The organism is Cryptosporangium aurantiacum (assembly GCF_900143005.1).
Classification (GTDB): Bacteria; Actinomycetota; Actinomycetes; order Mycobacteriales; family Cryptosporangiaceae; genus Cryptosporangium; species Cryptosporangium aurantiacum.
Window position 1 is genome coordinate 15,393 of sequence record NZ_FRCS01000003.1, and the last position, 23,888, is coordinate 39,280.

General features: G+C 70.8%; 20 protein-coding genes and 1 pseudogene. 10 read left to right on the forward strand and 11 right to left on the reverse strand.

Translation table 11 applies throughout. The features are described 5' to 3' along the window. Nucleotides 1-10: 10 nt before the first annotated feature. Nucleotides 11-772, reverse strand: coding sequence for a FadR/GntR family transcriptional regulator (locus BUB75_RS10950; RefSeq protein WP_218617429.1), 762 nt, complete (start codon nucleotides 770-772; stop codon nucleotides 11-13). 79 nt (nucleotides 773-851) lie between these two features. Here BUB75_RS10950 and BUB75_RS10955 point away from each other — a divergent pair, with 79 nt between their 5' ends. Genes BUB75_RS10955 through BUB75_RS10975 form a run of 5 tightly spaced genes read left to right on the forward strand, consistent with a single transcriptional unit; the run spans nucleotide 852 to nucleotide 5,967 of the window. Next, on the forward strand, nucleotides 852-1,931 hold the full coding sequence (locus tag BUB75_RS10955) for an enolase C-terminal domain-like protein (protein WP_073255373.1): 1,080 nt from the start codon (nucleotides 852-854) through the stop codon (nucleotides 1,929-1,931). A gap of 50 nt (nucleotides 1,932-1,981) precedes the next feature. Then, complete coding sequence (locus BUB75_RS10960) at nucleotides 1,982-3,307, forward strand: ABC transporter substrate-binding protein (RefSeq protein WP_073255375.1); 1,326 nt, start codon at nucleotides 1,982-1,984, stop codon at nucleotides 3,305-3,307. Between the two features lie 2 nt (nucleotides 3,308-3,309). Continuing rightward, a complete protein-coding gene (locus BUB75_RS10965; RefSeq protein WP_073257070.1) occupies nucleotides 3,310-4,200 on the forward strand; it encodes a carbohydrate ABC transporter permease in 891 nt (296 codons plus the stop codon). Between the two features lies 1 nt (nucleotide 4,201). Continuing rightward, nucleotides 4,202-5,074, forward strand: a complete 873-nt coding sequence (locus tag BUB75_RS10970; protein ID WP_073255378.1) for a carbohydrate ABC transporter permease — start codon at nucleotides 4,202-4,204, stop codon at nucleotides 5,072-5,074. Beyond that, a complete protein-coding gene (locus BUB75_RS10975) occupies nucleotides 5,071-5,967 on the forward strand; it encodes an aldo/keto reductase (RefSeq protein ID WP_073255381.1) in 897 nt (298 codons plus the stop codon). Before BUB75_RS10970 ends, BUB75_RS10975 begins: the two co-directional genes overlap by 4 nt. Nucleotides 5,968-6,027: 60 nt before the next feature. Here the strand turns inward: BUB75_RS10975 and BUB75_RS10980 are convergent, their stop codons facing one another. From BUB75_RS10980 to BUB75_RS10990, 3 genes are all read right to left on the reverse strand, one after another. Further along, nucleotides 6,028-6,777, reverse strand: coding sequence for an SDR family NAD(P)-dependent oxidoreductase (locus tag BUB75_RS10980; RefSeq protein WP_073255384.1), 750 nt, complete (start codon nucleotides 6,775-6,777; stop codon nucleotides 6,028-6,030). 1 nt (nucleotide 6,778) lies between these two features. Beyond that, the gene (locus BUB75_RS10985) at nucleotides 6,779-7,615 is read right to left on the reverse strand and encodes a fumarylacetoacetate hydrolase family protein (protein WP_073255387.1); all 837 of its coding nucleotides are present in this window, start codon (nucleotides 7,613-7,615) and stop codon (nucleotides 6,779-6,781) included. Between the two features lie 61 nt (nucleotides 7,616-7,676). After that, nucleotides 7,677-8,438, reverse strand: a complete 762-nt coding sequence (locus BUB75_RS10990; RefSeq protein ID WP_073255390.1) for an IclR family transcriptional regulator — start codon at nucleotides 8,436-8,438, stop codon at nucleotides 7,677-7,679. A gap of 80 nt (nucleotides 8,439-8,518) precedes the next feature. Here BUB75_RS10990 and BUB75_RS10995 point away from each other — a divergent pair, with 80 nt between their 5' ends. Together BUB75_RS10995 and BUB75_RS11000 are read left to right on the forward strand one after the other, a co-directional pair. Next, entirely contained in the window at nucleotides 8,519-9,112 is a 594-nt protein-coding gene (locus tag BUB75_RS10995) for a TetR/AcrR family transcriptional regulator (RefSeq protein WP_073255394.1), read from the forward strand. A 38-nt stretch (nucleotides 9,113-9,150) separates the two neighbouring features. Next, nucleotides 9,151-10,581 (forward strand): annotated as a pseudogene (locus tag BUB75_RS11000) (carboxylesterase/lipase family protein); the annotation flags it as partial. Here BUB75_RS11000 and BUB75_RS11005 read toward each other — a convergent pair. Further along, nucleotides 10,570-11,466 (reverse strand): CE1 family esterase, encoded by an 897-nt coding sequence (locus BUB75_RS11005; RefSeq protein WP_073255400.1) that lies wholly within the window; start codon nucleotides 11,464-11,466, stop codon nucleotides 10,570-10,572. The pseudogene BUB75_RS11000 and the gene BUB75_RS11005 overlap by 12 nt on opposite strands. A 131-nt stretch (nucleotides 11,467-11,597) precedes the next feature. On the opposite strand from BUB75_RS11005, the gene BUB75_RS11010 reads away from it, so the two are divergent. Next, nucleotides 11,598-13,169, forward strand: a complete 1,572-nt coding sequence (locus BUB75_RS11010) for a serine/threonine-protein kinase (RefSeq protein ID WP_073255402.1) — start codon at nucleotides 11,598-11,600, stop codon at nucleotides 13,167-13,169. A 58-nt stretch (nucleotides 13,170-13,227) separates the two neighbouring features. Here BUB75_RS11010 and aztD read toward each other — a convergent pair whose 3' ends face one another. The 3 genes from aztD to aztB form a co-directional block, all read right to left on the reverse strand. Then, nucleotides 13,228-14,388: a zinc metallochaperone AztD gene (aztD, locus tag BUB75_RS11015; RefSeq protein WP_073255405.1), complete on the reverse strand. Its 1,161-nt coding sequence runs from the start codon at nucleotides 14,386-14,388 to the stop codon at nucleotides 13,228-13,230. A 77-nt stretch (nucleotides 14,389-14,465) separates the two neighbouring features. Further along, nucleotides 14,466-15,368: a zinc ABC transporter substrate-binding protein AztC gene (gene aztC / locus BUB75_RS11020; protein ID WP_073255409.1), complete on the reverse strand. Its 903-nt coding sequence runs from the start codon at nucleotides 15,366-15,368 to the stop codon at nucleotides 14,466-14,468. Then, nucleotides 15,365-17,356 carry a zinc ABC transporter permease AztB gene (gene aztB, locus BUB75_RS47015; RefSeq protein WP_073255412.1) on the reverse strand — a complete coding sequence of 664 codons (1,992 nt, stop codon included), beginning with the start codon at nucleotides 17,354-17,356 and terminating at the stop codon, nucleotides 15,365-15,367. Before aztB ends, aztC begins: the two co-directional genes overlap by 4 nt. 42 nt (nucleotides 17,357-17,398) lie before the next feature. On the opposite strand from aztB, the gene aztA reads away from it, so the two are divergent. Beyond that, nucleotides 17,399-18,028, forward strand: a complete 630-nt coding sequence (gene aztA / locus BUB75_RS11030) for a zinc ABC transporter ATP-binding protein AztA (RefSeq protein WP_073255415.1) — start codon at nucleotides 17,399-17,401, stop codon at nucleotides 18,026-18,028. A gap of 30 nt (nucleotides 18,029-18,058) precedes the next feature. Continuing rightward, nucleotides 18,059-19,060 (forward strand): hypothetical protein, encoded by a 1,002-nt coding sequence (locus BUB75_RS11035; protein WP_073255418.1) that lies wholly within the window; start codon nucleotides 18,059-18,061, stop codon nucleotides 19,058-19,060. 10 nt (nucleotides 19,061-19,070) lie between these two features. On the opposite strand, the gene BUB75_RS11040 is transcribed toward BUB75_RS11035, so the two are convergent. The 3 genes from BUB75_RS11040 to BUB75_RS11050 form a co-directional block, all read right to left on the reverse strand. Further along, nucleotides 19,071-20,738, reverse strand: a complete 1,668-nt coding sequence (locus BUB75_RS11040; protein ID WP_218617430.1) for an acyl-CoA synthetase — start codon at nucleotides 20,736-20,738, stop codon at nucleotides 19,071-19,073. A gap of 124 nt (nucleotides 20,739-20,862) precedes the next feature. Further along, complete coding sequence (gene recQ / locus BUB75_RS11045; RefSeq protein WP_245806240.1) at nucleotides 20,863-22,689, reverse strand: DNA helicase RecQ; 1,827 nt, start codon at nucleotides 22,687-22,689, stop codon at nucleotides 20,863-20,865. 10 nt (nucleotides 22,690-22,699) lie between these two features. Continuing rightward, complete coding sequence (locus tag BUB75_RS11050) at nucleotides 22,700-23,878, reverse strand: acyl-CoA dehydrogenase family protein (protein ID WP_073255424.1); 1,179 nt, start codon at nucleotides 23,876-23,878, stop codon at nucleotides 22,700-22,702. Nucleotides 23,879-23,888: the final 10 nt, after the last annotated feature.

The window sequence follows — 23,888 nt, forward strand, 5'->3', positions numbered from 1 at the left end:
TCCGGAGCCGCTAGGGCGTGCTGCGCCCTAGCGCTCCGTGCACCTCGGGGCGGCGGCGGTTCCAGGAGCCGACGATGTGCGTGCGCATCAGCGCGCCCACGCCGTCCGCATCGCCGGCCCGGATCAGCGCCTCGATCCGCCGGTGCTCGGCCATCGACTGTTCCAGGTCGGCGGCCGTGGGCGTCCCGTTGTAGCGGCTGGAGAGCCGGGCCTTGCTGTGGATGCTGTGGATGATCGCGTGCCCCAGCCGGTTACCGGACGCGACCATGATCAGGTCGTGGAACACCACGTCCTCGGCGGCGTAGCCCTCGGCGTCGTCCAGCAGTGACGCCAGCACGTCCAGCTGCTCGGCCAGCGTTTGCTGCTGCACCGCCGTGATCACACGAGCGGTCTGGGCGACCATGTCGCTCTCCAGCGCCGCCCGCACGTTCACCAGATCGTCCAGAATGCCCAGTTCGCGGTCGTGCCGGATCTGCGCTTCGAGCACGATCGGGTCCAGCAGGTTCCACCCGGGCGCCTCCAGCACCCGAGTGCCGCGGCCCGGCGTCGCCCGCACGAGCCCCTTCTCCTCGAGGAGCTTGATCGACTCGCGGATCACCGTCCGGGACACCCCGAACTCCTCGCAGAGCTCCGGTTCGGTGGGCAGCGCGCTGTCCACCGGGTATTCGCCGGACACGATCCGGTCGACCAGGTAGGTGACGACGGTGTCGCCCAGGCGCCCCGAACGACGGGGGCGCACAGGCCCGAGCGGGCTCCCGAAATCCACAGTCACCGCGGCAGCATACCCCTTGCGGCATACGTAATTCGTATGATGAAGTGGCGCCCACCACATCGCGTCAGGAGCCGCAGGCGTGCGCATCACCCATCTCGAGTGCCACCTCGTCACCGTTCCCGGGCCCAACCCGCCGTTCGTCTGGCGGGACGGCTTGCCCGGGTCGTGGCCGGACGGCGAGGGCGCCGTGCTGCGGATCTGTACGGACGAGGGCCACGAGGGCGTCGCGTTCTCGCCCCGCAAAGGCATGATCGTGCGGGACATCGTCGACCGGCTGCTGCGGCCGGAGCTGATCGGCGCCGACCCGTTACAGCGCGAGTGGCTCTGGCACCGCGCCTGGGAGCTGGACCGCGTCGAGGAGATGCCGATCTACGTCCTCGGGCTGGTCGACATCGCGCTCTGGGACCTGGCCGCGAAGGCGGTCGGCCTGCCGGTCTGGCAACTGCTCGGCGGCTACCGCACGTCGATCCCGGCGCAGGCGTCCACGGTCACGTTCGGATCGGTCGAGGAGTTCCTCGACGTGGCCGACCAGTGCATCGCGCTCGGCTACACCTCGATCAAGCTGCACGCCTGGGGCGACTGGCGGCGGGACGCCAAGCTCTGCGTCGCGCTGCGCGAGCACGTCGGCGACGACTTCCCGCTCGCGTACGACGGCTCGGCGGGCTTCGACCTGCCGGACGCGATCCGCCTCGGACAGGTGCTCAGCGACGCTGATTACCTCTGGTACGAGGAGCCGATGCGCGAGTTCAGCGTCACCGCGTACCAGTGGCTGGCCGCGAAAGTCGGCGTCCCCCTGCTGGTCGGGGAGACGTCCGACGGCGCGCACATGAACACGGCCGACTTCATCGCGTCCGGAGCCGCGACCGGCGGCGTCCGGACCAGCGCCGAGCTCCGGGGCGGTTTCACCGGCGCGATGCGCATCGCGCATCTGGCCGACGCGTTCCGGCTCCGCGCCGAGGTGCACGGTCCGATCATCCCGCACCAGCACCTGTGCATGGCGATCCCGAACAACACGTACTACGAGTCGCTGATCACCTCCAACCCGGTCCGCCGCGAACCCTGCGTGGACGAGAACGGGCTGGTGCACGCGCCGACCGCACCCGGCGTCGGCCTTCCCCCCGATTTGGACTATCCGGCCGCACTGAGCCGGCACGTCTGACACCCCTTCCAAAGGCGACTCCGTTTCCAACGACGGAAAGGAACCCCCTCATGAGACTGCGGCTCGCCGGTGCGCTGATCGCCGTCAGCGCGCTCGCCCTGAGCGCGTGCGGAAGTGCCGACCCCGAACCCCAGCAGGCCGCCGCCGCGTCCGGCTTCAAACCCGTCGCGCAGGACGAGAAGAGCGAGATCACGGTCTGGGCGGACGCCACCCGGGTCCCGGTCGTCGAGGCCTACAAAAAGGCGCATCCGGACGTGAAGGTCAAGGTCGTCACGTACAGCGGCGACGCGAACGGCGCCACCGACCTGCAGACCAAGGTGCAGCTGTTCGACCGCACGAACAGCGGCTGGCCGGACGTGGCGTTCAGCGTCACGTTCGCCGACACCGCCTGGGCGGCCTACGGGAAGAAGCCGTACGCGGCCCCGGTCGACAAGGTTCTCGACGAGTCCACGCTGTCCGGCTTCGCGCCCGGCGCGCTCGACCCGTGCACGGTCGACGGCAGCGTCTACTGCGTCCGCAACGACCTCGCACAGGGCGTGCTCTGGTACAACAAGACGCTCCTCGACCAGTTCGGTTACCAGGTGCCGACGACCTGGGAGGAGTACCAGGCACTCGGCGAGAAGGTCGCGAAGGAGCACCCCGGTTACCTCGTCGGCACCGCGGGCGACCCCTGGGCACCGGAGATCTACCTCTGGGCCAGCCAGTGCCCCGCCTCGACGGTCTCCGGCGAGAAGAACGTCACGATCAACCTGAAGGACGCCAAGTGCACCCGGGCGGTCAGCATGCTCGACACGCTGATCAAAGCCGGTTCGGTGTCCAAGGCCAGCGTGTTCGACGCCGGGTTCATCAAGAACCAGGCGTCGAAGGTACTGATGATGCCCGGTCCGTCCTGGTACGGCCAGGTGCTGTTCAACTCGACGTTCAAGACGCCGAAGGGGCAGATCGCGGCCGCCGCACCGCCGAAATTCGCGTCCGACAGCGAGACGTACACCGGCAACGTCGGCGGTGGGGTCTGGTTCATCTCGTCGCACAGCAAGAACCTCAAGGCGTCCGGTGACCTGGTGAAGTGGGTGACGACCGCGACCGAGGCGCAGGCCACCGCGGGCACCTACCCCGCCTACGCGGAGGCGGCCACCGCCTGGCTGGCCAACCAGAAGTCGACCGGCTACTTCGCCGAGGACGTCGGCCCGGCGTTCACGAAGGCCGCCGAGCAGGTGTGGCCGGGCTGGTCGGCGACGCAGTACAGCCACGAGGCGATCTACGCGTCCACCGTCGTCCCGGCGCTCAACCAGGGCAAGACGATCGCGTCGGTGGTCGACGACTGGCAGACCGCGATCGAGAACAAAGCGACGTCGCTCGGCTACAAGGTCACGTGACGATGGCGGTCGCTACTCCTCCCCTGCGCTCTCGCGAGCGCAGGGGCAAGGCCGGTTACTTCTTCGTGTCCGGCTACGTCGTGCTGCTGGTCGCGTTCGGCATCCTGCCGACGCTGTACGCGATCTGGCTGTCGCTCTCGAACTCCCGCCATCAGCTGGTGGGGCTCGGCAACTTCACCCGGACGTTCACCGACTACCGGTTCGCCGCCGCGTTCACACACATCGTCGTCTACGTCGCGATCTGGCTGTTGACGCTGATGGTGCTGGTCGTCGGGCTCGCGCTGATGCTGCACGGCCGGATGCGCCGCACCAGCGCCGCGCTGCGGTTCGTGTTCTACCTGCCCGGTGCGCTGGCCGGGGTGGCCAGCGTCGTGCTCTGGCTGATCCTGCTCGACCCGGCGAACTCCCCGATCGGGTTCCTGCTGCGGGCGTTCGGCTGGGACTCGCTGGCCACCGTCATCCTGCCGTCCCACCTGCCGGTGCTGTTCACGATCATCGCGTTCTGGACCGGCGCCGGCGGCTGGATCATCATCATGTACGGCGCGCTGAACAACATCCCGTCCGAGCTGATCGAGGCCGCCCGGATGGACGGGGCGAGCGCCTGGCAGATCGCGCGGAACATCCAGCTGCCGATGCTGCGCAAGTGGATCGCGTACATGCTCATCCTCGCGTTCGCGACCGGCACGCAGCTGTTCGTCGAGCCGCAGCTGGTGTCGACCGCGAGCTTCGGCATGATCCCGGACGGCTGGGCACCGAACCAGCTGTCCTATCTCTATGCGTTCCAGGCCGGGGACTTCCACGGCGCGGCGGCGCTCTCGGTCGACCTGCTGTTCATCGGCGTGGCGTCCGCGACCGTGATCGTGTTCCGCGGCGGCTTGTTCCGGAGGGATTGAGATGGCGACACGCGCGATCGCCGGGCGGGCCGGATGGTTCGCCGGGATGGCGTTCTTCCTGCTGTTCTTCGCGCTGCCGGTGGTCTGGCTGATCCTGGCCACGACGAAGTCCGACGCGGACATCGTCCGGGGCCACCCGTTCGCGATCGGCAGCTGGCACGACTTCCAGCAGACCTGGCACAACCTGTTGAACTTCCAGGACGGCGCGATCGTGCTCTGGATGAAGAACTCGGCGATCTACGCGTTCGGCGCGCTGGCGCTGACGCTGATCACCGCGATCCCGGCCGGTTACGGGCTGGCGCTCACCCAGTTCATCGGACGCAAGACGCTGCTGTCGATCACGCTGATCGTGATGATCATGCCGGCGGCCGCGCTGGTGCTGCCGCTGTACCTGGAGATCAACGCGATCGGCCTGACCGGGACGATCTGGTCGGTGATCCTGCCGCTCTCGTTCTTCCCCTTCGGCGTCTACCTGGCCTACATCTACTACTCGTCGACGGTGCCGTCCGACCTGCTGGCCGCGGCGCGGCTGGACGGCTGCTCGGAGTGGCAGGTGTTCCGGCACATCGCGCTGCCGCTGGCTCGGCCGGTGATCGCGCTGGTCAGCTTCTTCAGCTTCGTCGGGAACTGGAACAACTTCTTCCTGCCGTTCGTCATGCTGCCGGACTCGCAGCAGTACCCGGCGCAGGTGGGCCTCTCGAACCTCCTGACCGCCTCAGCGGTGTTCAACACCTCGGCCGGTACCGAGTCCCAGATCCTGCGGCCGGAGCTCGCGCTCGCGGCGCTGTTCACGATCCTTCCGGTGCTGCTCGTGTTCCTGTTCTCGCAGCGGGCGCTGGTGTCCGGGATGCTCGCGGGCGGCACCAAGGAATGAACGTCGTCCTGGGGACGGCCGCGCTGGCCGGGCTGTTCGACGCGGTGCCGGCGGACCAGGCGCGGGCCACGCTCGCCGAGGCCTGGCGGCTGGGCGTCCGAAGCTTCGACACCGCACCGCACTACGGGGCCGGGCTGGCCGAGCAGCGGCTCGGGGAGTTCCTCCCGGCGGGTGCCCGGGTCTCGACCAAGGTGGGCCGGTTGCTGGTGCCGTCCGGCACGCCGGGGAGCACCGAGGCGGCCGAGTTCCCCGGCACCGGCCTGGCGCGGGTGCGCGACTACTCGGCGTCCGGGGTGCTGCGCAGCCTGGAGCAGAGCCTGGAGCGGCTCGGGCTCTCCTCCGTCGATCTGGCGCTCGTTCACGATCCGGACGACCAACTCGACCAGGCGATCGCGGAGGCGCTTCCGGCGCTGGCCTCGTCCGGCCTGGCCCGGGCGGTCGGCGTCGGCATGGTCGACGCGTCTGCCCTGGCCCGTGTGGTCGCCGCGAGCCCGCTGGACTACGTTCTGGTCGCCGGGCGGTACACGCTGCTCGACCGCACCGCCGAGCGGGAGCTGCTGCCGCTCTGCGCCGAGCGCGGTGTGACGGTGCTGGCCGCCGGGTTGCTCAACAGCGGCGTCCTCGCGGATCCGCGGCCGGGCTCGCGGTTCGACTACGCTCCCGCGTCCCCGGAGGTGCTGTCGGCCGCGCAGCGGATGGCCGCCGCGTGCGCGCGGCACCGCGTTCCGCTGGTGGCGGCCGCGCTCCAGCACGCGTACCGCCACCCGGCGGTGGGCGCGGTCGTGCTCGGCGCGCGCAGTCCGGCCGAGGTCCGCGACGGACTCGACGGGCTGGCCGTCCCGATCCCCGACGAGCTGTGGGCGGAGCTGGACGCCTGCGCGGTGCGGCGCTAGCGGCCCTCGATCCCTTCTGGATCAGCGCACGGCCGATCGCCCGCTGATCCAGTGCGGATCTCAGGAGCGGGGGCGCAGGCGGAGGCCGGCCATGCCGCCGTCGACGGCCAGTTCGGTACCGGTGGTGGAGCCGGCGCGGGGTGAGGCGAGGTAGACCACGGCGTGGGCGATCTCGTCGGCGGTGACCAGCCGCCCGTGGGGCTGGCGGGCTTCGAGGGCTGCGCGTTCGGCGGCCGGGTCGGCGGCGGTGTTCAGCAGGCGGCCGATCCAGGGCGTGTCGGCGGTGCCGGGGTTCACGGCGTTGACCCGGATGCGGTCGGGCATGCCGTCGGCGGCCATCGCGCGGGTCAGGGCGGAGATCGCGCCCTTGCTGGCCGAGTAGATCGCGCGCTGGGGCAGACCGGCGATGGCGGCGATCGAGGAGGTGTTGATGATCGCGGCGTTCCCGGAGGCGCGGAGGTGTGGCCAGGCGGCGCGGGAGACGCGGGCGGTGCCGATGAGGTTGACGTCGAGCACGTGGTGCCAGTCGTCGTCGGTGCTGTGTTCGACCGGGCCCTGGGCGCCGATCCCGGCGTTGTTGACCAGGATGTCGAGACCACCGAGCGCGTCGACGGCCGTGGCCACGGCGGCGCGGACCGCGGTGTCGTCGGTGACATCGGCCTGGACGTAGAGCGTTCCGGGTGGTCCCTCGGCCGCGCGGTCGAGCACGGCGACGCTCGCGCCCTCGGCCGCGAACGCGTTCGTGATCGCTAGTCCGATGCCCGACGCGCCGCCGGTGACCAGTGCTTTCAGGCCTGCGAGTTCGCTCATCTCAGGCCTGCCGGAACGTCTGGCGCTGCCGGCCCAGGCCGCTGATCTCCAGCTCCACGACGTCACCGTCGCGCAGGAACCCGCCGTCGGGGCGGCCCAGCGCCACCCCGGCCGGGGTGCCGGTGTTGATCACGTCGCCGGGGTAGAGCGTCATGAACTGGCTCAGGTACCAGACCACGTGCGCCACGCCGAAGATCTGGTCCTTGGTCGTGCCGTCCTGCCGCAGCTCACCGTTGACCCACAGCCGCAGGCCGAGGTCCTGCGGGTCAGGGATGTCCTCGGTGGTGGTGATCCAGGGGCCGAACGGGTTGAACGTCTCGCAGTTCTTGCCCTTGTCCCACTGCCCGCCGCGCTCGATCTGGAACTCTCGCTCGCTGACGTCGTTGCTGATCGCGTACCCGGCCACGTGCGCCAGCGCCTCGTCGGCGGACGCCAGGTAGCGGGCGGTGGTGCCGATCACGACGGCCAGCTCGACCTCGTAGTCGGTCTTCACCGAAGCGCGCGGGATCAACACGTCGTCGGTGGGGCCGACCACGGTGTCGGGTGCCTTCATGAACAGGATCGGCTCGGCCGGTGGGGTCGCGCCGGTCTCCGCCGCGTGATCGGTGTAGTTCAGCCCGATGCACACGATCTTCCCGATGCTCGTGAGCGGCGGCGCGAACACCGTCGGCGCGTCCACCTCGGGAAGGTCGGCGGCCCGGATCGCCGCTAACGCGTCCAAGGTCAGCACCGCGGGCCCCACGGCCGGGTGGAGCGGACGGAGGTCGTACCACCGGTCGCCGCGACCGACGACCGGCACGGTCTCGGTGGAGCTGATCCGCGAATGAGCGAGGCGCATACCGAGTTTCCTCCAAATTCTCATTCAATGAGACATGGTCCCACTGGGCTGGAAAACAACTCTAACCTGCGGATGTCGGCGGGAGATAGCCCAGGCTGGCGGAGATCCGTGCGGCGGCGTCCCGGACGCGCGGTCCGATCTGGTCGATCATCGGATCCATCCGCTCCGCGACCCCGGCGACGCTCAGCGCCGCGACCGGCTCGCCGGTGTGATCGCGGATCGCCGCGCCGCAGCAGCAGCTGGACGGGTCGTACTCACGACGGTCCTCGGACCAGCCCCTGGCCCGCATGACGTCCAGTTTCGCCCGGAGGCCCGGCACGTCGAGGGTCGCGAGCACCTCGTCCAGCCGCGCGGGGCGCAACGCCATCAGGTACGCCCGCCCCACCGACGTGTTGTGGAACGGCCGGGTCGAGCCGGGGTGCGCCGCGACGCTCACCGTCCGCAGCGGCTGTTCCCGCGCGAGGAACACCATCTCGGTTCCGTTCGGCACCGCGAGGTTCGCGGTCTCCCCGGTTTCGGCGACCAGCTCGCGCAGCACGGGAAGGGCCACGTCGCGGAGGTTGACCGACTCGATCGCGGCGGCGGCGAGCTGGGCCGCGGTCGGGCCGAGCCGCACCGCGCCACCGTGGCCCTCGCTGATCAGCCAGCCCTCGTCCCGCAGCCGCTCGACCAGGCGGTAGGCAGTGGCGCGGCTCAGGCCGAGCGCATCGGCGATCCCGGCCACCGGCAGGCGCCGGTGCTGCGCGACCAGCCGCAGGATGGCGAGACCACGGTCGAGCGCACCGGACGCCGGACGCGCCGAAGCGTCAACGGGCTCGGTCATCCGCCCAGTCTGGCACGCGCGCCGGTCAGCGCCGGAGCGTCGTCACCTAACCTCGGAGACACCGCAGGAGCAGGAGGAACATGCCCATCCAGGTCAACCACGACGAACGGCGACGCCTGATCGCCGGCGCGCTCTGGACGCTCGCCCGCACCAAGGGCCTCGGGCGCGCCAGCCTGCGGGACGTCGCGGCCGAGGCCGGCATGTCCCTGGGCCAGCTGCAGCACTACTTCCCGACCCGGGAGGCGCTAGTCGACTACGCCATCGAGCTGGTGAGCGCCCAGACCAAGAGCCGCGTCCAGGAGGCGCTGGCGGCGCTGGGCGACGACCCGCACCCGCGTGACGTCCTGCGGGTGCTGCTCGTCGAGATGTTCCCGGTGGACGACGTCAGCAGCCAGGTCAACTCCGCCCGCCTGCTCGACGCCCTGCAGGCCGACCAGGTCCGTGGCCGGGTGCGCGAGGAGATGCTCGCGGTGCACGCCCTGGTCGAGACCGTGCTGCGCGAAAGCGTCACTGCGGGACTGGCTCCCTCCGATCTCGACGTTCCGGTCGAGGCCGCCCGGGTGGTGGCACTCACCGGCCTCTCGCCGTTGCTCGAGGTCGGCGTCTACACGCGTGAGCAGGTGATCGCGGCCATCGACCGTCACCTCGACGAGCTGTTCGGTCCCTCGTCATAAGTCAGTTGACCTAAGTCAGACGACTTGGAACGCTCCGAGGCATGGAGCTCACGATCTCGTCCGGCCGACTGCGGGGCACCGACGACGGCGTCTTCCGCGGCATCCCGTACGCCGAGCCGCCCGTCGGCGCGCTGCGCCTGCGAGCCCCGGTCCCCGCTCGCCGCTGGGACGGCGTCCGGGATGCGCTCGCGTTCGGTCCGCCACCGCCGCAGTCCGCGCCCTGGGGTTCGGAGACCGCCGAGGACACCGGCTGGCTCACGCTCACCGTCTGGACGCCCGACCCCGGCGCCCGCGGCCTCCCGGTCCTGGTGTGGATCCACGGCGGCGCCTACGTGCTGGGCCACTGCGGCGACCCGCTCTTCGACGCCGCCGCGCTGGCCCGGACCGGGCTGGTGGTCGTCGCGCCGAACTACCGGCTCGGCGCCGAGGGGTTCGTGGAGGCCGAGGGCGCACCGAGCAATCGCGGTCTGCTCGACCAGCTGCTGGCGCTGCGCTGGGTTCAGGACAACATCGCTGCGTTCGGAGGCGATCCGGGCAACGTCACGGTGGCCGGCGAGTCGGCGGGTGGCGCCTCGGTCGCGGCTCTCGTGGCGGCAGCACCGGCGCGCGGGCTCTTCCGCCGGGCCATCGCGGCGAGCCCCCCGGCCGGGTTCCAGACGAAGGGCCTCGCGATGGGGCTGGGCCGGGCACTGCGCGACCGGATCACGTCCGGGCGGCTGGCCGACGTTCCTCCGGACCGGCTCGCCGAGGCCTACAGCGAGTTCAGCGCGGAGCTGCCGAAGCTGCCGGAGGGCTGGGGGCTGGCCGGGCGGCTGGCCGCGCTCGGGCCGGTCGTGGACGGCGAACTGGTCGAGGACGTGCCGTGGCGGTCGCTCGCGGACGGCCGCGCCGGCGACGTCGACCTGCTGGTGACGCACACCCGCGACGAGGCGCGCCTGTTCATCTCGATCAACGCCCAGCTGGACGTCGGGCCGCAGGACCTCGTCACGCTCGCACCGGCGGCCGTCGCCGACGGGTACCGCCGGACCTGGCCGGACGCCGCACCCGACCAGCTCTACGAGACGCTCTACTCCGACGTGCTGATCCGGATGCCCGCGGCGCATTTGGCCGAGGCCCACGCCGAGACGGGAGGCCGGACGTTCGCCGGCGAGGTGACGGTCGAGTCGCCGACGCTCGGCGCCTGCCACGGCATCGACGTGCCGCTGCTGTTCGGCACGTACGAGACGCCGCAGGCGCGGATGCTGCTGGGAACGCCGTCCGACGAGATCCGGGCCGCCGGTGACGCGCTGCGCCGGGCGTGGACGGAGTTCGCTCGCTGCGGAGACCCGGGGTGGCCGGAGTTCACCGGTCGCGGCGGTCCGACGCGGTTGCTCGGCACCGGCGACCCGGTGGTCGTCCCGTATCCGGAGGAGCGGTCGCGGGCGCTCTGGTCGGTCGACGACCTCGGCCCGTTCGACTCAAACCGGTAGCGCGAACCGGGAGACGAAGTCCCACAGCACCTGGTTGGCGTTGATGTCCTTGGACGCGTTCCCGAGCGGCACCAGCGGATACGGATCGCCGCCCGGCCAGGCGTGGCCGCCACCGACGATCTGGTAGAGCACGACCGGCGCGTTCGCCGGGCAGCCCTGGTACTCGTGCCGGATCACCCGCGTGCCGTCGCCCGGATCGACGTCCGGCAGGGTGGTGTCGGTGGTGGTCGTGCCGCACCCGTTGTTCCTCGTCCAGAACGTCGCGGCCGGAGCGGTGGTGTCGTAGCTCACCAGCGGGTCGGCGTCACCGTGGAACATCACGACCGGAACCGCGCGGCCCGGCACACACGAGCCGGGGTCGCTCAGCTGTCCGGCGACCGGCGCGAACGCGGCGAAGACGTCGGGCAGTTCGCAGGCGGTGAGGCTGCTGAAGAACCCGCCGTTGCTCATCCCGGACGAGTAGATCCGGGACGGGTCGGCCCCGAATCGCTCGATGACGACGGCGGCCAGCGCGCGGATGTAACCCGGATCGTCGACGTCCGGGAACGGCGTACCCGCCGGAACGCCCTGCCAGCCGATGCCGAAGTGCTCGGGAATGACGAGCAGGTAGCCGTTGGCATCGGCGGCGGGCGCGAGTTTCCCGAACCGATCAGCGATCGCCGGGGTCTCGAGCAGGCCGGGGAAGTGGAAGAGCGCGGGCAGTCCGGCTTCGCCTCCGGGGGCCGGGGGCACCCGGACGAGCGCCGTGCGGTTGTGCCCGGCGTGGACGAACCGCACCGTGTGGTAACCCGGAGCTGGATCCCCCGGCGCCGCACGGACCGCCCCAGCCGGGACGGCGGCGATCGTGACCACGAGCCCGGCGAGGGCGGCGAGTAATCGCAGCATCTCAAAACTGTCCCAGTTGGAACCGATATTTACTAGTAAGGACAGTATCGGTTGTCACTCCGGCCGACCGCCGCCCCCACCGGTTTGCCGATGGTTCATAGACTCCCGGCTGCGACACGTTTGGGGAGTACATGGACTCGGCAGGGCGCCTGATCGGTGGCCGCTACCGGCTGATCGCGGAAATCGGCCGGGGTGGCATGGGCGTGGTCTGGCGTGCCCTCGACGAGCGGCTGGGCCGCGAGGTCGCGCTCAAAGCGCTGGCGATCCCGCCGCTGTCCACCGACGCGGAACGCGCCGCGATGGTCTCCCGCGCGATGCAGGAAGCGCGCATGGCCGGCGCGCTCGACCACCCGAACATCGTCGCGGTGTACGACGTGGTCGAGGAGGCCGGCCAGCCGTGCCTCGTGATGCGGCTGGTGCGCGGCCACTCGCTCGACCGGGTGGTGGCGGCGGCCGGCCCGTTGCCGCCGGACATCGCCGCGCGTCTCGGGCTGACCGTGCTCGACGCGCTGGCCGCCGCCCATCGCGCGGGCGTGGTGCACCGGGACGTGAAACCGGCCAACGTCCTGATCCAGCCCGACGGCACCGTGCTGCTCAGCGACTTCTCGATCGCGTCCGCGCTCGGCGGTGGTACCCGAACCGCCGCCGGCGTACTGCTCGGGACGCCCGGCTACATCGCGCCCGAGCGACTGACCCAGGGCACTGCGGGCCCACCGGCCGACCTGTTCGCGCTCGGCGCCACGCTCTACTTCGCGGTGGAGGGCACCGAGGCGTTCGTCATCGGGGACGCGCTCTCCGGCCTGTTCGCGGTCGCCACGGCGCCGCACCGCCCGCCGGAGCGCGCCGGTGCGCTCGCGCCGATCATCGACGGGCTCCTGGCTAAGGACCCGCGTCAACGGCCGGAGGCGCACGCCACAGCGGAGGCCCTGCAGGCCGTCGCCGCCCCGGACGGACGAGCGCTCGCGGCGCTGCTCGCCGCGACCCCGGCGCTCGTGATCTCCCCCGATCCGCCGCGGCCACCCATCCGTCCGACGACCGTCGAGCCTCTCCCTCCGTTCAACGGCGCAGGGCGACCCGGGCTCGGGGAGCGGATCCTGGCCCGGCCGTGGGCCGCGCTCGCCGCAGCCGGTGTCGTGCTGGTCCTCGTGCTCGGGCTGCTCGCATACGTGATCGCGTCGTCGGGCGGGAACGGGTCCGACCTCACCACGACCAACACCACGCGGACGCCGACGCCGTCGGCCAGCCCGACACGCTCGGCGTCGCCGTCCGCGAGCGCCCCCGCCGGCCTCTCGCCCGACGAGGTGACGCTCTGGAACGCGCTCCCCGGACGCGGGATCGACAAGCAGACCTGCCGCTCCGGCCCCGATCCCGACGGCTCCGATGTCGACGCCACGCTCGTCTGCGACACGGTCGGCGCGCTGCAGACGCAGGTCCGCTTCTACCGCTTCGACAGCCAGCAGGACTACTCGACGCACTTCGAGGAGCTGGACGACCAGGACGGGGAGGACCCGTCCTGCGACAGTCCGGGCAACGAGGGGTACGGCAACTGGGGCCAGCGCGGCACGGTCGCCTGCTACTGGACCGGCGTGGGCTGGTGGATCAACTGGGGCGACCGGTCCGCGCTCCTCGGGGCCGAGGTCCAGGATTCGGACGCGGACGCGGTCGCGACCTGGTGGCGGACCAACAACGCGCTCGCCGGCTGACACCGCACGGCGGTGGAAGGCCGCTCACCGGCCTCCCACCGCCGGAACCTCCCGGACGTCAGTGCGTCAGCGTCCCGCTGATCTCGTTGGGGACGCCGTCGATCGAGACGGATCCGACCACCGCGCCGGTCGTGAGGTCGAGCCGGTGGATCTTCTTCGTGGCCGGCTCCGAGATGTACGCGTCGTTGCCGCGCACGAACACGGCCGGACGCGGCTGCTGCCAGTCCATCGGCTCCGTCCACGGGGCGACCACGGGCCAGGCGTCGACCAGCTTCGCCGAGACGGGATCGACCACGTGCAGCGCACCGTCGGTGCCGAGGATGAGGCCCTCACCCTTCGGGCCGCGGGCGAGCGACCGGAAGCTGTAGCTCACGCCCTTGGGCATCGGCACCACCCGCAGCGTGTTCGTCACCGTGTCGGTGAGCGCGAACTGCCCGGGGAACTCGCGCTCGGCGTTCGGGTCGATCTTGTAGTCACCGAGCACGATCGGTGAGGCGTCGCTGCCGACCTGCGTACCGACCGCGCTGTACGCCTTTCCGCCCTTGACCTTGACGAACGCGCCGTCCTTGAACAGCAGCACGCCGTCCTTGCAGCCGAACGCGACGACCTCACCCTGGGCGACCGCCTCGCCGTGGATGCCGTTGCACTCCTCGCTGCGGGCGATCTCCTTACCCTGAGCGTCCACCGCGATCGCTCCCGACCGCGACTCCTCGGTACCCAGCGTGACCAGGAGCGTGCCGTCGCTCAGTTCGACGGCGACGCCGTGGTGCGGCTGCGCGACCTTGTACTGTCGCCCCTCGGGCTTGCCGTCGGTGAGCTCGGCCGGGTCGAAGCTGTTGACCTCGCCGGTGCCGTCGGTGAACAGGATCGTGCGGTCGCCGTGCAGCACCACGTGCCCCGGCTCGCTGCCCGGGTAGGTGACGTCGGTCATCGTGCCGGTCACCGCGTCGAGCACCTCGAAGCCGCGCTCGGTCGAGACGACGACGTTGGTCTTGTTGCCCGCCGGGTTCACCCGGTTGAAGCCGTCGAGCTCGACGTTGTGCACCACCTTCATCGACTCGCCGTCCAGCACGTAGATGCCACCCTCGTAGGTGACCGCGACCGGTTCGGTGGCGGACTTCGCGGCGGCCGCCGGCTCGTCCTTCTCGGTCGCGCAGGCGCTGAGCGCGAGTAACGCGGCGGCAGCGGCTGCCAGGCCGCGGATCGTTCGATCGGACACGAATACCCCTCCTAAATAACAATGACAATCTTTTTCATTCGAGGGCGGACTGCGGCCCTCGAGCAGAGCGGGGAGACTCAGCCGGTCAGGCCGTCGATGATCGCTTCGGCGTTGAAGCGCATCATCGCCAGATAGGTCGGGGCCTGACCGTCGGCGTCGCTGAGCGACTCGGAGTACAGCGCGATCACCCGCACCGTGACCCCGCCGGACGACGCCAGCACCTCGGCGAGCCGCGCCGGCTGGGAGGTGTCGGCGAAGATCGCGGGTACGCGGTGGGTTGTGATCGCGGTGACCAGTGAGGCGAGGTCCGACGCGCTCGGTGACGCCAGCGTCGTCCCGCTCGGAATGATCGCGCCGACGACCTCGAGGGCATAGCGCTCGGCGAGGTAGCCGAACACGTGGTGGTTGGTGACCAGGACCCGCCTGGCGGCCGGGATCTCGGCGAACCGCTTGCGCAGCCCGGCGTCCAGCGCGCCGATCTCCTCGGCGTACGCGTCCGCGCGGTCGCGCAGCGCGTCGGCGTCCACACCGTCGACGTGGTCGACGATCTCGTCGGCGAGCAGCCGCACCGCGGTGCCCATGCGAGCCGGGTCGGTCCAGAAGTGCGGATCGGGAAGCCCGGCCGCGTCACCGTCCCGGTATTCGATCGGCTCGACGTTCGCCGCCACCTCGACCGTCGCGACGCCGGCGTCTTTTGCGGCCCGGACGTGGCGCAGTACGCCTTCCTCGAGGCCGAGGCCGTTGTAGACGACCAGATCGGCGGTCTGCAGGCCGTGCGCCTCCCGCGCGGAGATCGCGAACGAGTGCGGATCGGCGTTGGGTTTCATCAGCACGCTGACGCGAGCCTGGTCGCCGACGAGCTGCCGGACGACGTCGCCGAGGATGTTCGTCGTCACGACGATGTGGGTCCGCTCCGACGGCGTACAGGCGACGCCGCCCGCCAGCACGCAGAGCGCGAACAGTAACCGCAGGAGCTTCATCGTCCGACCTCCACGGCCAGGTCCGGCTGGTCGGCGGCGCGCAGCGTACGGGCCGTCCGGAGCCCGTCGCGGTAATCGATCTCGTGGATCAGGCGGGCGCGCGGCTCGGTCAGGTACGCACGGTTGATGTCCAGCGTCAGGCTCGCGCCGGTGCTCGACGCCAGCACGGGAACCGTCCGGAGCGCCGTGCCGGTCGCCAGGTCGTAGCTGGTCAGCGCACCGGACTCGTCGAGGGCGAGCACCGTGCTGCCGTCCGCCGGCGAGGCGGCGACCGCGAGACGGCGGCCGGTGGCCGCCACGTACCGGACCGTGGCCTCGGCCGCGTGCACCGACCAGATACCGGACCGGTCGGCCACGGCCGCCTCATTGCTGCGGGGACGGTAGACGAATCCGTTGGGCGGGATCGGGGCACGCGGGACGGCCGTGGTCGTGGCCATGAGTCGCTCACCCTGGCGTTTGATCCGGACGATTCGGGAGTCGCAGGCGATCACCGCACCCGCGCGCAGCACCGCCCACCCGCGTGGCGCCGCGCACGGCACGTCCAGCGCACCGCTGGGCGCACCGCCGGCGTCCGTCGCGACGAGACGGCCGTCCGCCGCGACGAGGAGCTGGTCGGCATACGGGACGGCCAGTGGGGTGTCACCCGCGGAAGCGATTCTGGCCAGCTCGACGATCTCGCCAGATCCGAGCTTCCGGCGGTCGATCACGGTGACGCGCCCGTCGGCGGTGCCGATCGTCGTGTGGGCCTCGGACCCGACGATCGTCTCGATCCGCGTCGCGAACGTGATCGTTCCGACCGACCTGGCCGGCGCGCGGTAGTAGTGGACGTGATCGCCGTGGTCGACCGTCCAGACGCCCGCGTCGACGATCTCGAGTCTTCGGTCGCCGTCGGTGACGTAGACGAACCGGCCGTCCTCCACGATGCGCCGCGCGCTGAACGGCAGCTCGATCACTTTCTCGGTCTCGGTGATCAGGTCGAGCAGGCGCAAACGCCGTGAGCCGAGGCTCGCGTAGGCGATGGCCGACTGCGGTTCGGGTAACTCCTCGGCGCCGGCGACGTAGCCGTGGGGTGTCTCGTCCGTCTTCTGCACGGGTTCGTCCGCCGACGCGCAGCCCGAGAGCGTCAGCACGACGGTCATCGCGGCGGCGGTGAGAGCAGAGCCGCGCGGCGAAGCCTCCCGGATCCGGCGCGCGCCGAGGATCAGAAAGAAGAGCAGTACCGCGACGGCGGCGATCGTGGCCCCGGCCGCGGTCGCCGCGAACCAGGAGATCCACAGGCCGATCACGGTGGCGACCGTGCCGATCCCGAACGCGGTGAGCATGACGACGGGAAGCCGCCGGGCCACGAGCATCGCCGCCGCAGAAGGGGCGATGAGCATGCCGAACGCGAGCAGCGTGCCGACGACGCTGAAGGCGACCGCCATCGTGATCGTGAGCAGTGTCAGCATCACGGCGTTGGTGACGTCGGGCCGCAGGCCGAGCGTCCTGGCCTTGCGCGCGTCGAACGTCAGGGCCAGGAACGGCCGGTAGCAGACCGCGGTGACCCCCGCGACGACGAGGGCCGCGGCCGCCAGCAACAGCAGGTCGGGTGACCGGATCGCCAGCACGTCGCCGAACAGGAACGCGGTGAGGTCGGTCGCGAACGACCGCGAGTGCGAGACGACGATGACGCCGATCGAGAGCAGCCCGACGAACAGCAGCCCGATGCTCGTGTCACGCCCGAACTCGCGGCTGTGCCGCAGGGCGTTGACGCCGAGCGCCATCGCGAACGCGCTCGTGGCGGCGCCGACGACGAGGCTGCCACCGAGGATCGACGCGACCGCGACACCGGGCAGCATGCCGTGGCTCATCGCCTCGCCCAGGAACGTCATCCCGCGGGCGATCACCCACACGCCGACGAGCGCACAGACGGCCGCCAGCAGCACGCCGCCGAGCAGGGCGCGGATGACGAACGGCACCGTGAACGGCTCGACCAGGGCTGTCAGCATGAGGGCCACTATACTGAAGATGAAATTCATTGTCGTTAAGGGGTGAAGCTCGTGGTCGTCGTCGCCGCGGAACGTGTGACGTTCCGCTACGCAGACGTTCCGGTTCTGCGCGCGGTGGACCTGCGGGTCGAGCCGGCCTCCGTCACGGTCGTGACCGGCACGAACGGGTCCGGCAAGAGCACGCTCCTCCACCTGCTGGCCGGCCTCGCGACGCCGGACGAAGGCCACATCCGACGCCGTGCGGGCGCGCGCGTCGCGTTGTTGCCGCAGCGGACCAGCGACATCGACGCGCTACCGCTGACGGTTCTCGACAGCGTCCGGATCGGACGGTTCACACCCGGCCGGCTGCTACGGCGCCTGACCCGGACCGACCACGCGGCGGTGGCGTCGGCGATGGAGCAGCTCGGCATCGCCCACCTGGCCCGGCGGCGGCTCCGCGAGCTGTCCGGCGGTCAGCGGCAGCGCACGCTGCTGGCCCAGACGCTCGTCCAGGACGCCGACGTCTACCTGCTGGACGAGCCCACCGCAGCGCTCGACGTCCGGAGCAGGCAGCGCGTCCACGAGTTGCTCGTCGAACGGAGCCGGGCCGGCGCAGCGGTCGTCCTGGCCAGCCACGACCAGGCCGAGGTGTCGCTCGCCGACCGCAGCCTCGATCTCCCGGCCCACGCCTGACGGTTGTCGGCGCCGTGCAGACTCGCCCGCATGACGACGTACCGCGAGGTGGCCGCGACCCTGATCGCGCTGGGCATGCTGTCCCCCGCGACCGCCGAGGAGGTCCTGGCCTACCAGAGCGGTCCGATCGACGACCCGGACGAGGTCCTCTGGGCTTTCGAGGAGTTCCGGGTGGCGTTCCATCTCGACGCGGAGCAGAAAGCCGGCAGCGGTATCGAGGCGCACGAGCGGGGTTACCGCGACTGGCTCGAGTACGTCGCCGGAACCACCCGGGGCGCGGTCGTGATCGAGGACGTCGTGCTGATCCGGCCGGATCCCGGCTACGCGTTCCTGCACTTCCGGACGAACGGCCGGACCTGTTGGTGGAACATCGAGGCCGAGTTCCTCGATTCGGCGTATCTCGACGCGATGCCGCTGCCGAACATCTCCGACTACGAGCCCGGGGGCGACGATCCGCGTCAGTTCGCCGAGATCTACCGCGACGGCGCGAGCACCGGCTACCACGTGCTGGTCAGCGACGAACAGCAGCGCGCGCTCGCGCGGACCTACGACCTCGAGCTACGAGGGCGGATCGCCCAGCCCGAGCCGGCACCCCGGAAGTCGGTCGACGCGTGGCTGGCCGAGGACTCTCCCGCTGCGCGCGCGGAGCTGCCGCCACCGGGTGAGGTCGACGCGCTCGAGCGGCTGATCCTCGACCGGTTCCCGGACCAGGACGCGTACCGGGCCGCCGAGGACACGCCGTTCGTGAACGCGGCGGCCCGCTACCTCGGCGAGGAGTTCCTCCGGTCGGCGCCGAGCCACTGGACCACCGACCTGCACCCGCGGTGGTTCACGGTCGCTCTCGACGACGTCCCGCGCGAGTTCCAGCCCGACGGATGTCCGTTCCGCGACCTCTGGTGGCTCGTGGACGATCGGCGGCCCGGAACGCTGCGCGCCGAAGTCACCCGGTTCCGGCAGTACTACGACCGGTATCTGCGCGTTGTCGCCGAACTCGACCGCCGTCTCGCCGGCCGCGACGGAGAGGACGACTAGCCGTCGCGGGTCAGGAGGGCGCGCTCTTTCTGGCCTGCTCGGCGGCCCAGCGGTAGTCGGCCTTCCCGGACGGCGACCGAGCGATCTCCGGGACGCGGATCACGGTTTTCGGCAGCTTGTAGCGGGCGATGTGCTGGGCGGCCTCGGCGAGCAGGTCGTCGTCGGTCGCCTCGACGTCCGGGTTCAGCTCCACGATCGCGACGACCTCGCTGCCCCACCGCTCCGACGGGCGGCCGGCGACGATCACGTCGCGGACGGCGGAGTGGGCGAGCATCGCGCGTTCGACCTCCTCGGCGAAGACCTTCTCGCCGCCGGTGTTGATCGTGGCGCTGTCCCGGCCGAGCAGCCGGATGCGTCCGTCGTCCAGAATCTCGACCCGATCGCCCGGCAGTGACCACCGCACGCCGCCGACGACGGGGAACGTCCGGGCGGACTTGTCCGGATCCCCGAGGTAACCCAGCGGGATCCGTCCCCGCCGGGCCAGCCAGCCCTGCCCCTCCCCCGGCTCCAGGACACGGGAGTAGGTGTCGTCGATGACCGCTGTCTCCTGGTGCGGTTCGAACAGCCCGGCCTCGATCATCGCCCCGCTGGCCGAGAGCGCCCCCATCTGGATGCCGGTCTCCGACGATCCGGCGGCGTCCAGCAGAAGGAGGTTGGGCAGCACGCGCAGCACCCGTTCCCGCATCCCCGGGGAGAGCGGTGCGCCTCCGTTGGAGATCGCCGCGAGACCGGAGAGGTCGTACGGCTCGCCGGCCTCGATCGCGCGCTCGATCTCCTCGACGAGCGGGAGCACCACCGCGTCGCCGAGCACCGGGATCGAGTTGACGCCCTCGCTGACGATCAGGCGCAACGCCTGTGCGGCGTCGAAATGATGCACGTCGTCCAGCAGGATCACGGTTCCACCGTTGGTGAACACGTAGAACGCGCTCCACTGCGCGGCCCCGTGGATGAACGGCGGGATCATCAGCAGCCGCTGGCCGCCGGGGTTCGCGGTGGCCGCCGCGGCGATCTCCTCGTAGGAGGCGAACGGCTCGGGGGTGCCGAACGGGGTGCCGCCCATCGCGGCCACGTAGATGTCGTCCTGCCGCCAGAGGACGCCCTTCGGCATCCCGGTCGTTCCTCCGGTGTAGAGGATGAGCAGGTCGTCGCCGGTGGGCGCCGGCATACCGCCCGGCGGGGGTGGGGTGCTGACGATCGACTCGTACGCGACGGCGCCGTCGAGGAGGTCGTTGCCGCTCTCGTCGGCGACCTGGATCAGGACCTCCAGATCGGGTAACCGGTCGCGGATCTCCTGGAGGCAGGGCGCGAACTCCGCGTGGTAGACCAGCACCCGGGCACGCGCGTCCCGGAGGAGGTACAGCAGCTCCTCGGCGACGTAGCGGTAGTTGACGTTGAACGGCGCCAGGCGGGCACGGAAGCTCCCGACCATCGCTTCGACGTACTCGGGGCAGTTCCGCAGGTAGAGGCCCACCTGGTCCTGACCTGACTCGTGGCCGCGGAGTTCCGCGCGCTCCCGCCGCGCACCGAGCCCCAGGCCGGCCAGGTAGTGGGCGACGCCGTCCGCCCGCTCGTCCACGGCACGGTAGGTGAGCCGGCGATCGCGCCAGATCAGCGCCTCGGTGTCCGGAACGGAGTCGGCGGCCGTGCGGAAGACCTGCGACAGGTTGAAGCTGATCACGGCGTCTCCTACGAAGGTCAGACGTACCGAGTCAGAGCAGGGGTGTTGTTGGCAAACGGAAACCTTCACGCAACGGCGTGATCATAAACGGACTGTGAGCGTCAGCAGGTGGGTTCTGCGAGGTCTAGCTCGCCAGGACCCCCAGGATCTGCTCCCCGTACCGGTCCCGCTTCGTCTCGCCGACGCCGCTTATCGTGTCCAATTCGGCCAGCGTCGTCGGCATGTCGGTGGCGATCTGCCGCAGCGTCTTGTCGTGGAAGATCACGTAGGGCGGCACGCTCTGCTCCTTGGCCGCCGCCGCGCGCCACGCCCGCAGCCGCTCGAAGACGGTCTCCGCCTCGGGGCTCAGGTCGGCCACGAGCTGCTTCTTCGCCCCGCCGGACCGTGACGCCGAACGTTTTGTCCTCTCGGGCTCGCGCCGCATCATCACCGCGCGCTCCCGGCTGAGCACCGGGCCGCTCTTGTCGGTCAGCGCGAGCACGCCGTATTCACCCTCGACCGCGAGGAGCCCCTGGGCCAGAAGCTGGCGGACGACGCCGCGCCACTGGGGTTCGCTCAGATCCTCACCGATACCGAAGACCGACAGCTCGTCGTGGCGGAAGCGGGTGACCTTCTCCGTGCGGCGCCCGAGGAGGATGTCGATGGCCTGACCGGCGCCGAACTTCTGCCCGCGCTCACGGTCGAGCCGCACCACGGTCGAGAGCAGCTTCTGGGCCGGGACCGTCCCGTCCCACGACTCCGGCGGTTCCAGGCACGTGTCGCAGTTGCCGCACGCCCCGCCCTCCTGGCCGAAGTACTGCAGCAGCTGGGAGCGGCGGCACTCGACGGTCTCGCAGAGCGCCAGCATCGCGTCGAGGTGGGTCGCCAGCATCCGCCGGTGGGCCAGGTCGCCGTCCGAGCCGTCGATCATCTTCCGCTGCTGGACAACGTCCTGCAGCCCGTACGCGAGCCACGCGGTCGACGGCAGCCCGTCCCGCCCGGCGCGGCCGGTCTCCTGGTAGTACCCCTCGACGGATTTCGGTAGGTCGAGGTGGGCGACGAACCGGACGTCGGGCTTGTCGATGCCCATGCCGAACGCGATCGTCGCGACCATCACCAGCCCGTCCTCGCGGAGGAACCGGGACTGGTTGGCCGCGCGGGTGCGGGAGTCGAGGCCCGCGTGGTACGGCAGCGCGGGAATGCCCTGGGAGACGAGGAAGTCCGCGACCTTCTCCACCGACGCCCGGGACAGGCAGTAGACGATGCCGGCCTCACCGGGGTGCTCGGTGCGCAGCAGCTCCAGCAGTTGCTTGCGCGGCTCGGCCTTGGGCGCGATGCGGTAGCGGATGTTCGGCCGGTCGAAGCTCGCGACGAAGTGCGGGGCGTCGTCGAGCTTCAGGCGCGTCGCGATGTCGGCGCGCGTCCGCGACGTCGCGGTCGCGGTCAGCGCGATCCGCGGCACGTCGGGCCACCGCTCGTGCAGCATCGACAACGCCAGGTAGTCGGGCCGGAAGTCGTGGCCCCACTGGGAGACGCAGTGCGCCTCGTCGATCGCGAACAGCGAGATCCGGCCGCGCTCCAGCAGCCGCATCGTCGACGACGTGCCGCCGGCCAACGCCTCCGGCGCGAGGTAGAGCAGGTCGAGCTCGCCGGTGAGGAACGCCTTCTCGACCGCGCGACGGTCTTCGAGTTGCTGGCTCGAGTTGAGGAAGCCCGCCCGCACACCGAGCGCGGTCAACGCGTCGACCTGGTCCTGCATCAGCGCGATCAGCGGTGAGATCACGACGCCGACGCCGTCGCGCACCAGCGCGGGGATCTGGTAGCAGAGCGACTTGCCACCGCCGGTCGGCATCAGCACCAGCGCGTCGCCGCCGCCGATCACGTGCTCGATGATCTTCTGCTGTTCGCCGCGGAACGCGTCGTAACCGAAGACTCGGCGAAGTACGTCCACTGCGTTCGTCGGCACATCCACGGGCACGATCCTAGGAGCTTCCACCGACAAGACCGGTGGCTCGCTTCACGAGCTGGCCCACGATGACGTTGCGCTGGATCTCGTTCGTCCCCTCGCCGACGATCATCAGCGGCGCGTCCCGGAAGTACCGCTCGACGTCGAACTCGGTCGAATAGCCGTACCCGCCGTGGATCCGCACCGCGTTCAGCGCGACGGTCATCGCGGTCTCCGACGCGAACAGCTTCGCCATCCCGGCTTCCATGTCGACGCGACGCCCGGCGTCGTACTCGCGCGCCGCGTACAGCGTGAGCTGACGGGCGGCCTCCAGCCCGGTCGCCATGTCGGCGAGGTAGTTGCCGATCGACTGGTGCTTCCAGATCGGCTGACCGAACGACTCCCGCTCCTGGGCGTAGGCCAGCGCGTCGTCGAACGCGGCGCGACCGACACCGAGGGCGCGCGCCGCGACCTGGAGCCTGCCGGTCTCCAGCCCTTTCATCATCTGGGCGAAGCCACGCCCGGGGACACCGCCGAGGAGGTGGTCCACCGGCACCCGGCAGTCGTCGAAGCGCAGCTCGCAGCTCTCGACGCCCTTGTACCCGAGCTTGGGCAGGTCACGGGACACCTCCAGGCCGGGCCCCGGTTCGACGAGCAGCACGCTGATCCCGCGGGAGCGCGGCTGCGCGTCCGGGTCGGTCTTGCACAGCAGCGCGGTGAGGCCCGCCCGCCTGGCGTTCGTGATCCAGGTCTTGGAGCCGTTCACGCGGTACTCGCCGTCCACCTCGCGTGCGGTGGTGCGCAGCGCCTGGAGGTCGGAACCGCCGCCGGGCTCGGTGAGCGCCATCGTCGCCCGGACCTCGCCGGTCGCGAGCCGGGGAAGCCAGGCCGCCTTCTGGGCGTCGGTGCCGAACCGCGTGAGGAGCGTGACGACGACGGTGTGACCGCCCATCGCACCGGCCAGGCTCATCCAGCCGCGCGCGAGCTCCTCGGTGACCAGGACATAACACTGCATGCTGACGTCGACGCCGCCGTACTCCTCCGGGACCGCCAGGCCGTAGATGCCCAGCTCCTTCATCGACTCGATGAGGGCCTCGGGGTAGGTGTTCGTGTGCTCCAGCTCGCGGACGACGGGTTTGACCTGCTGGTCGACGAAGTCCGCGACGGTACGCACGATGTCCCGCTCGTCGGCATCCAGTGCATCCAGGTAGCCCATGGAAAATATT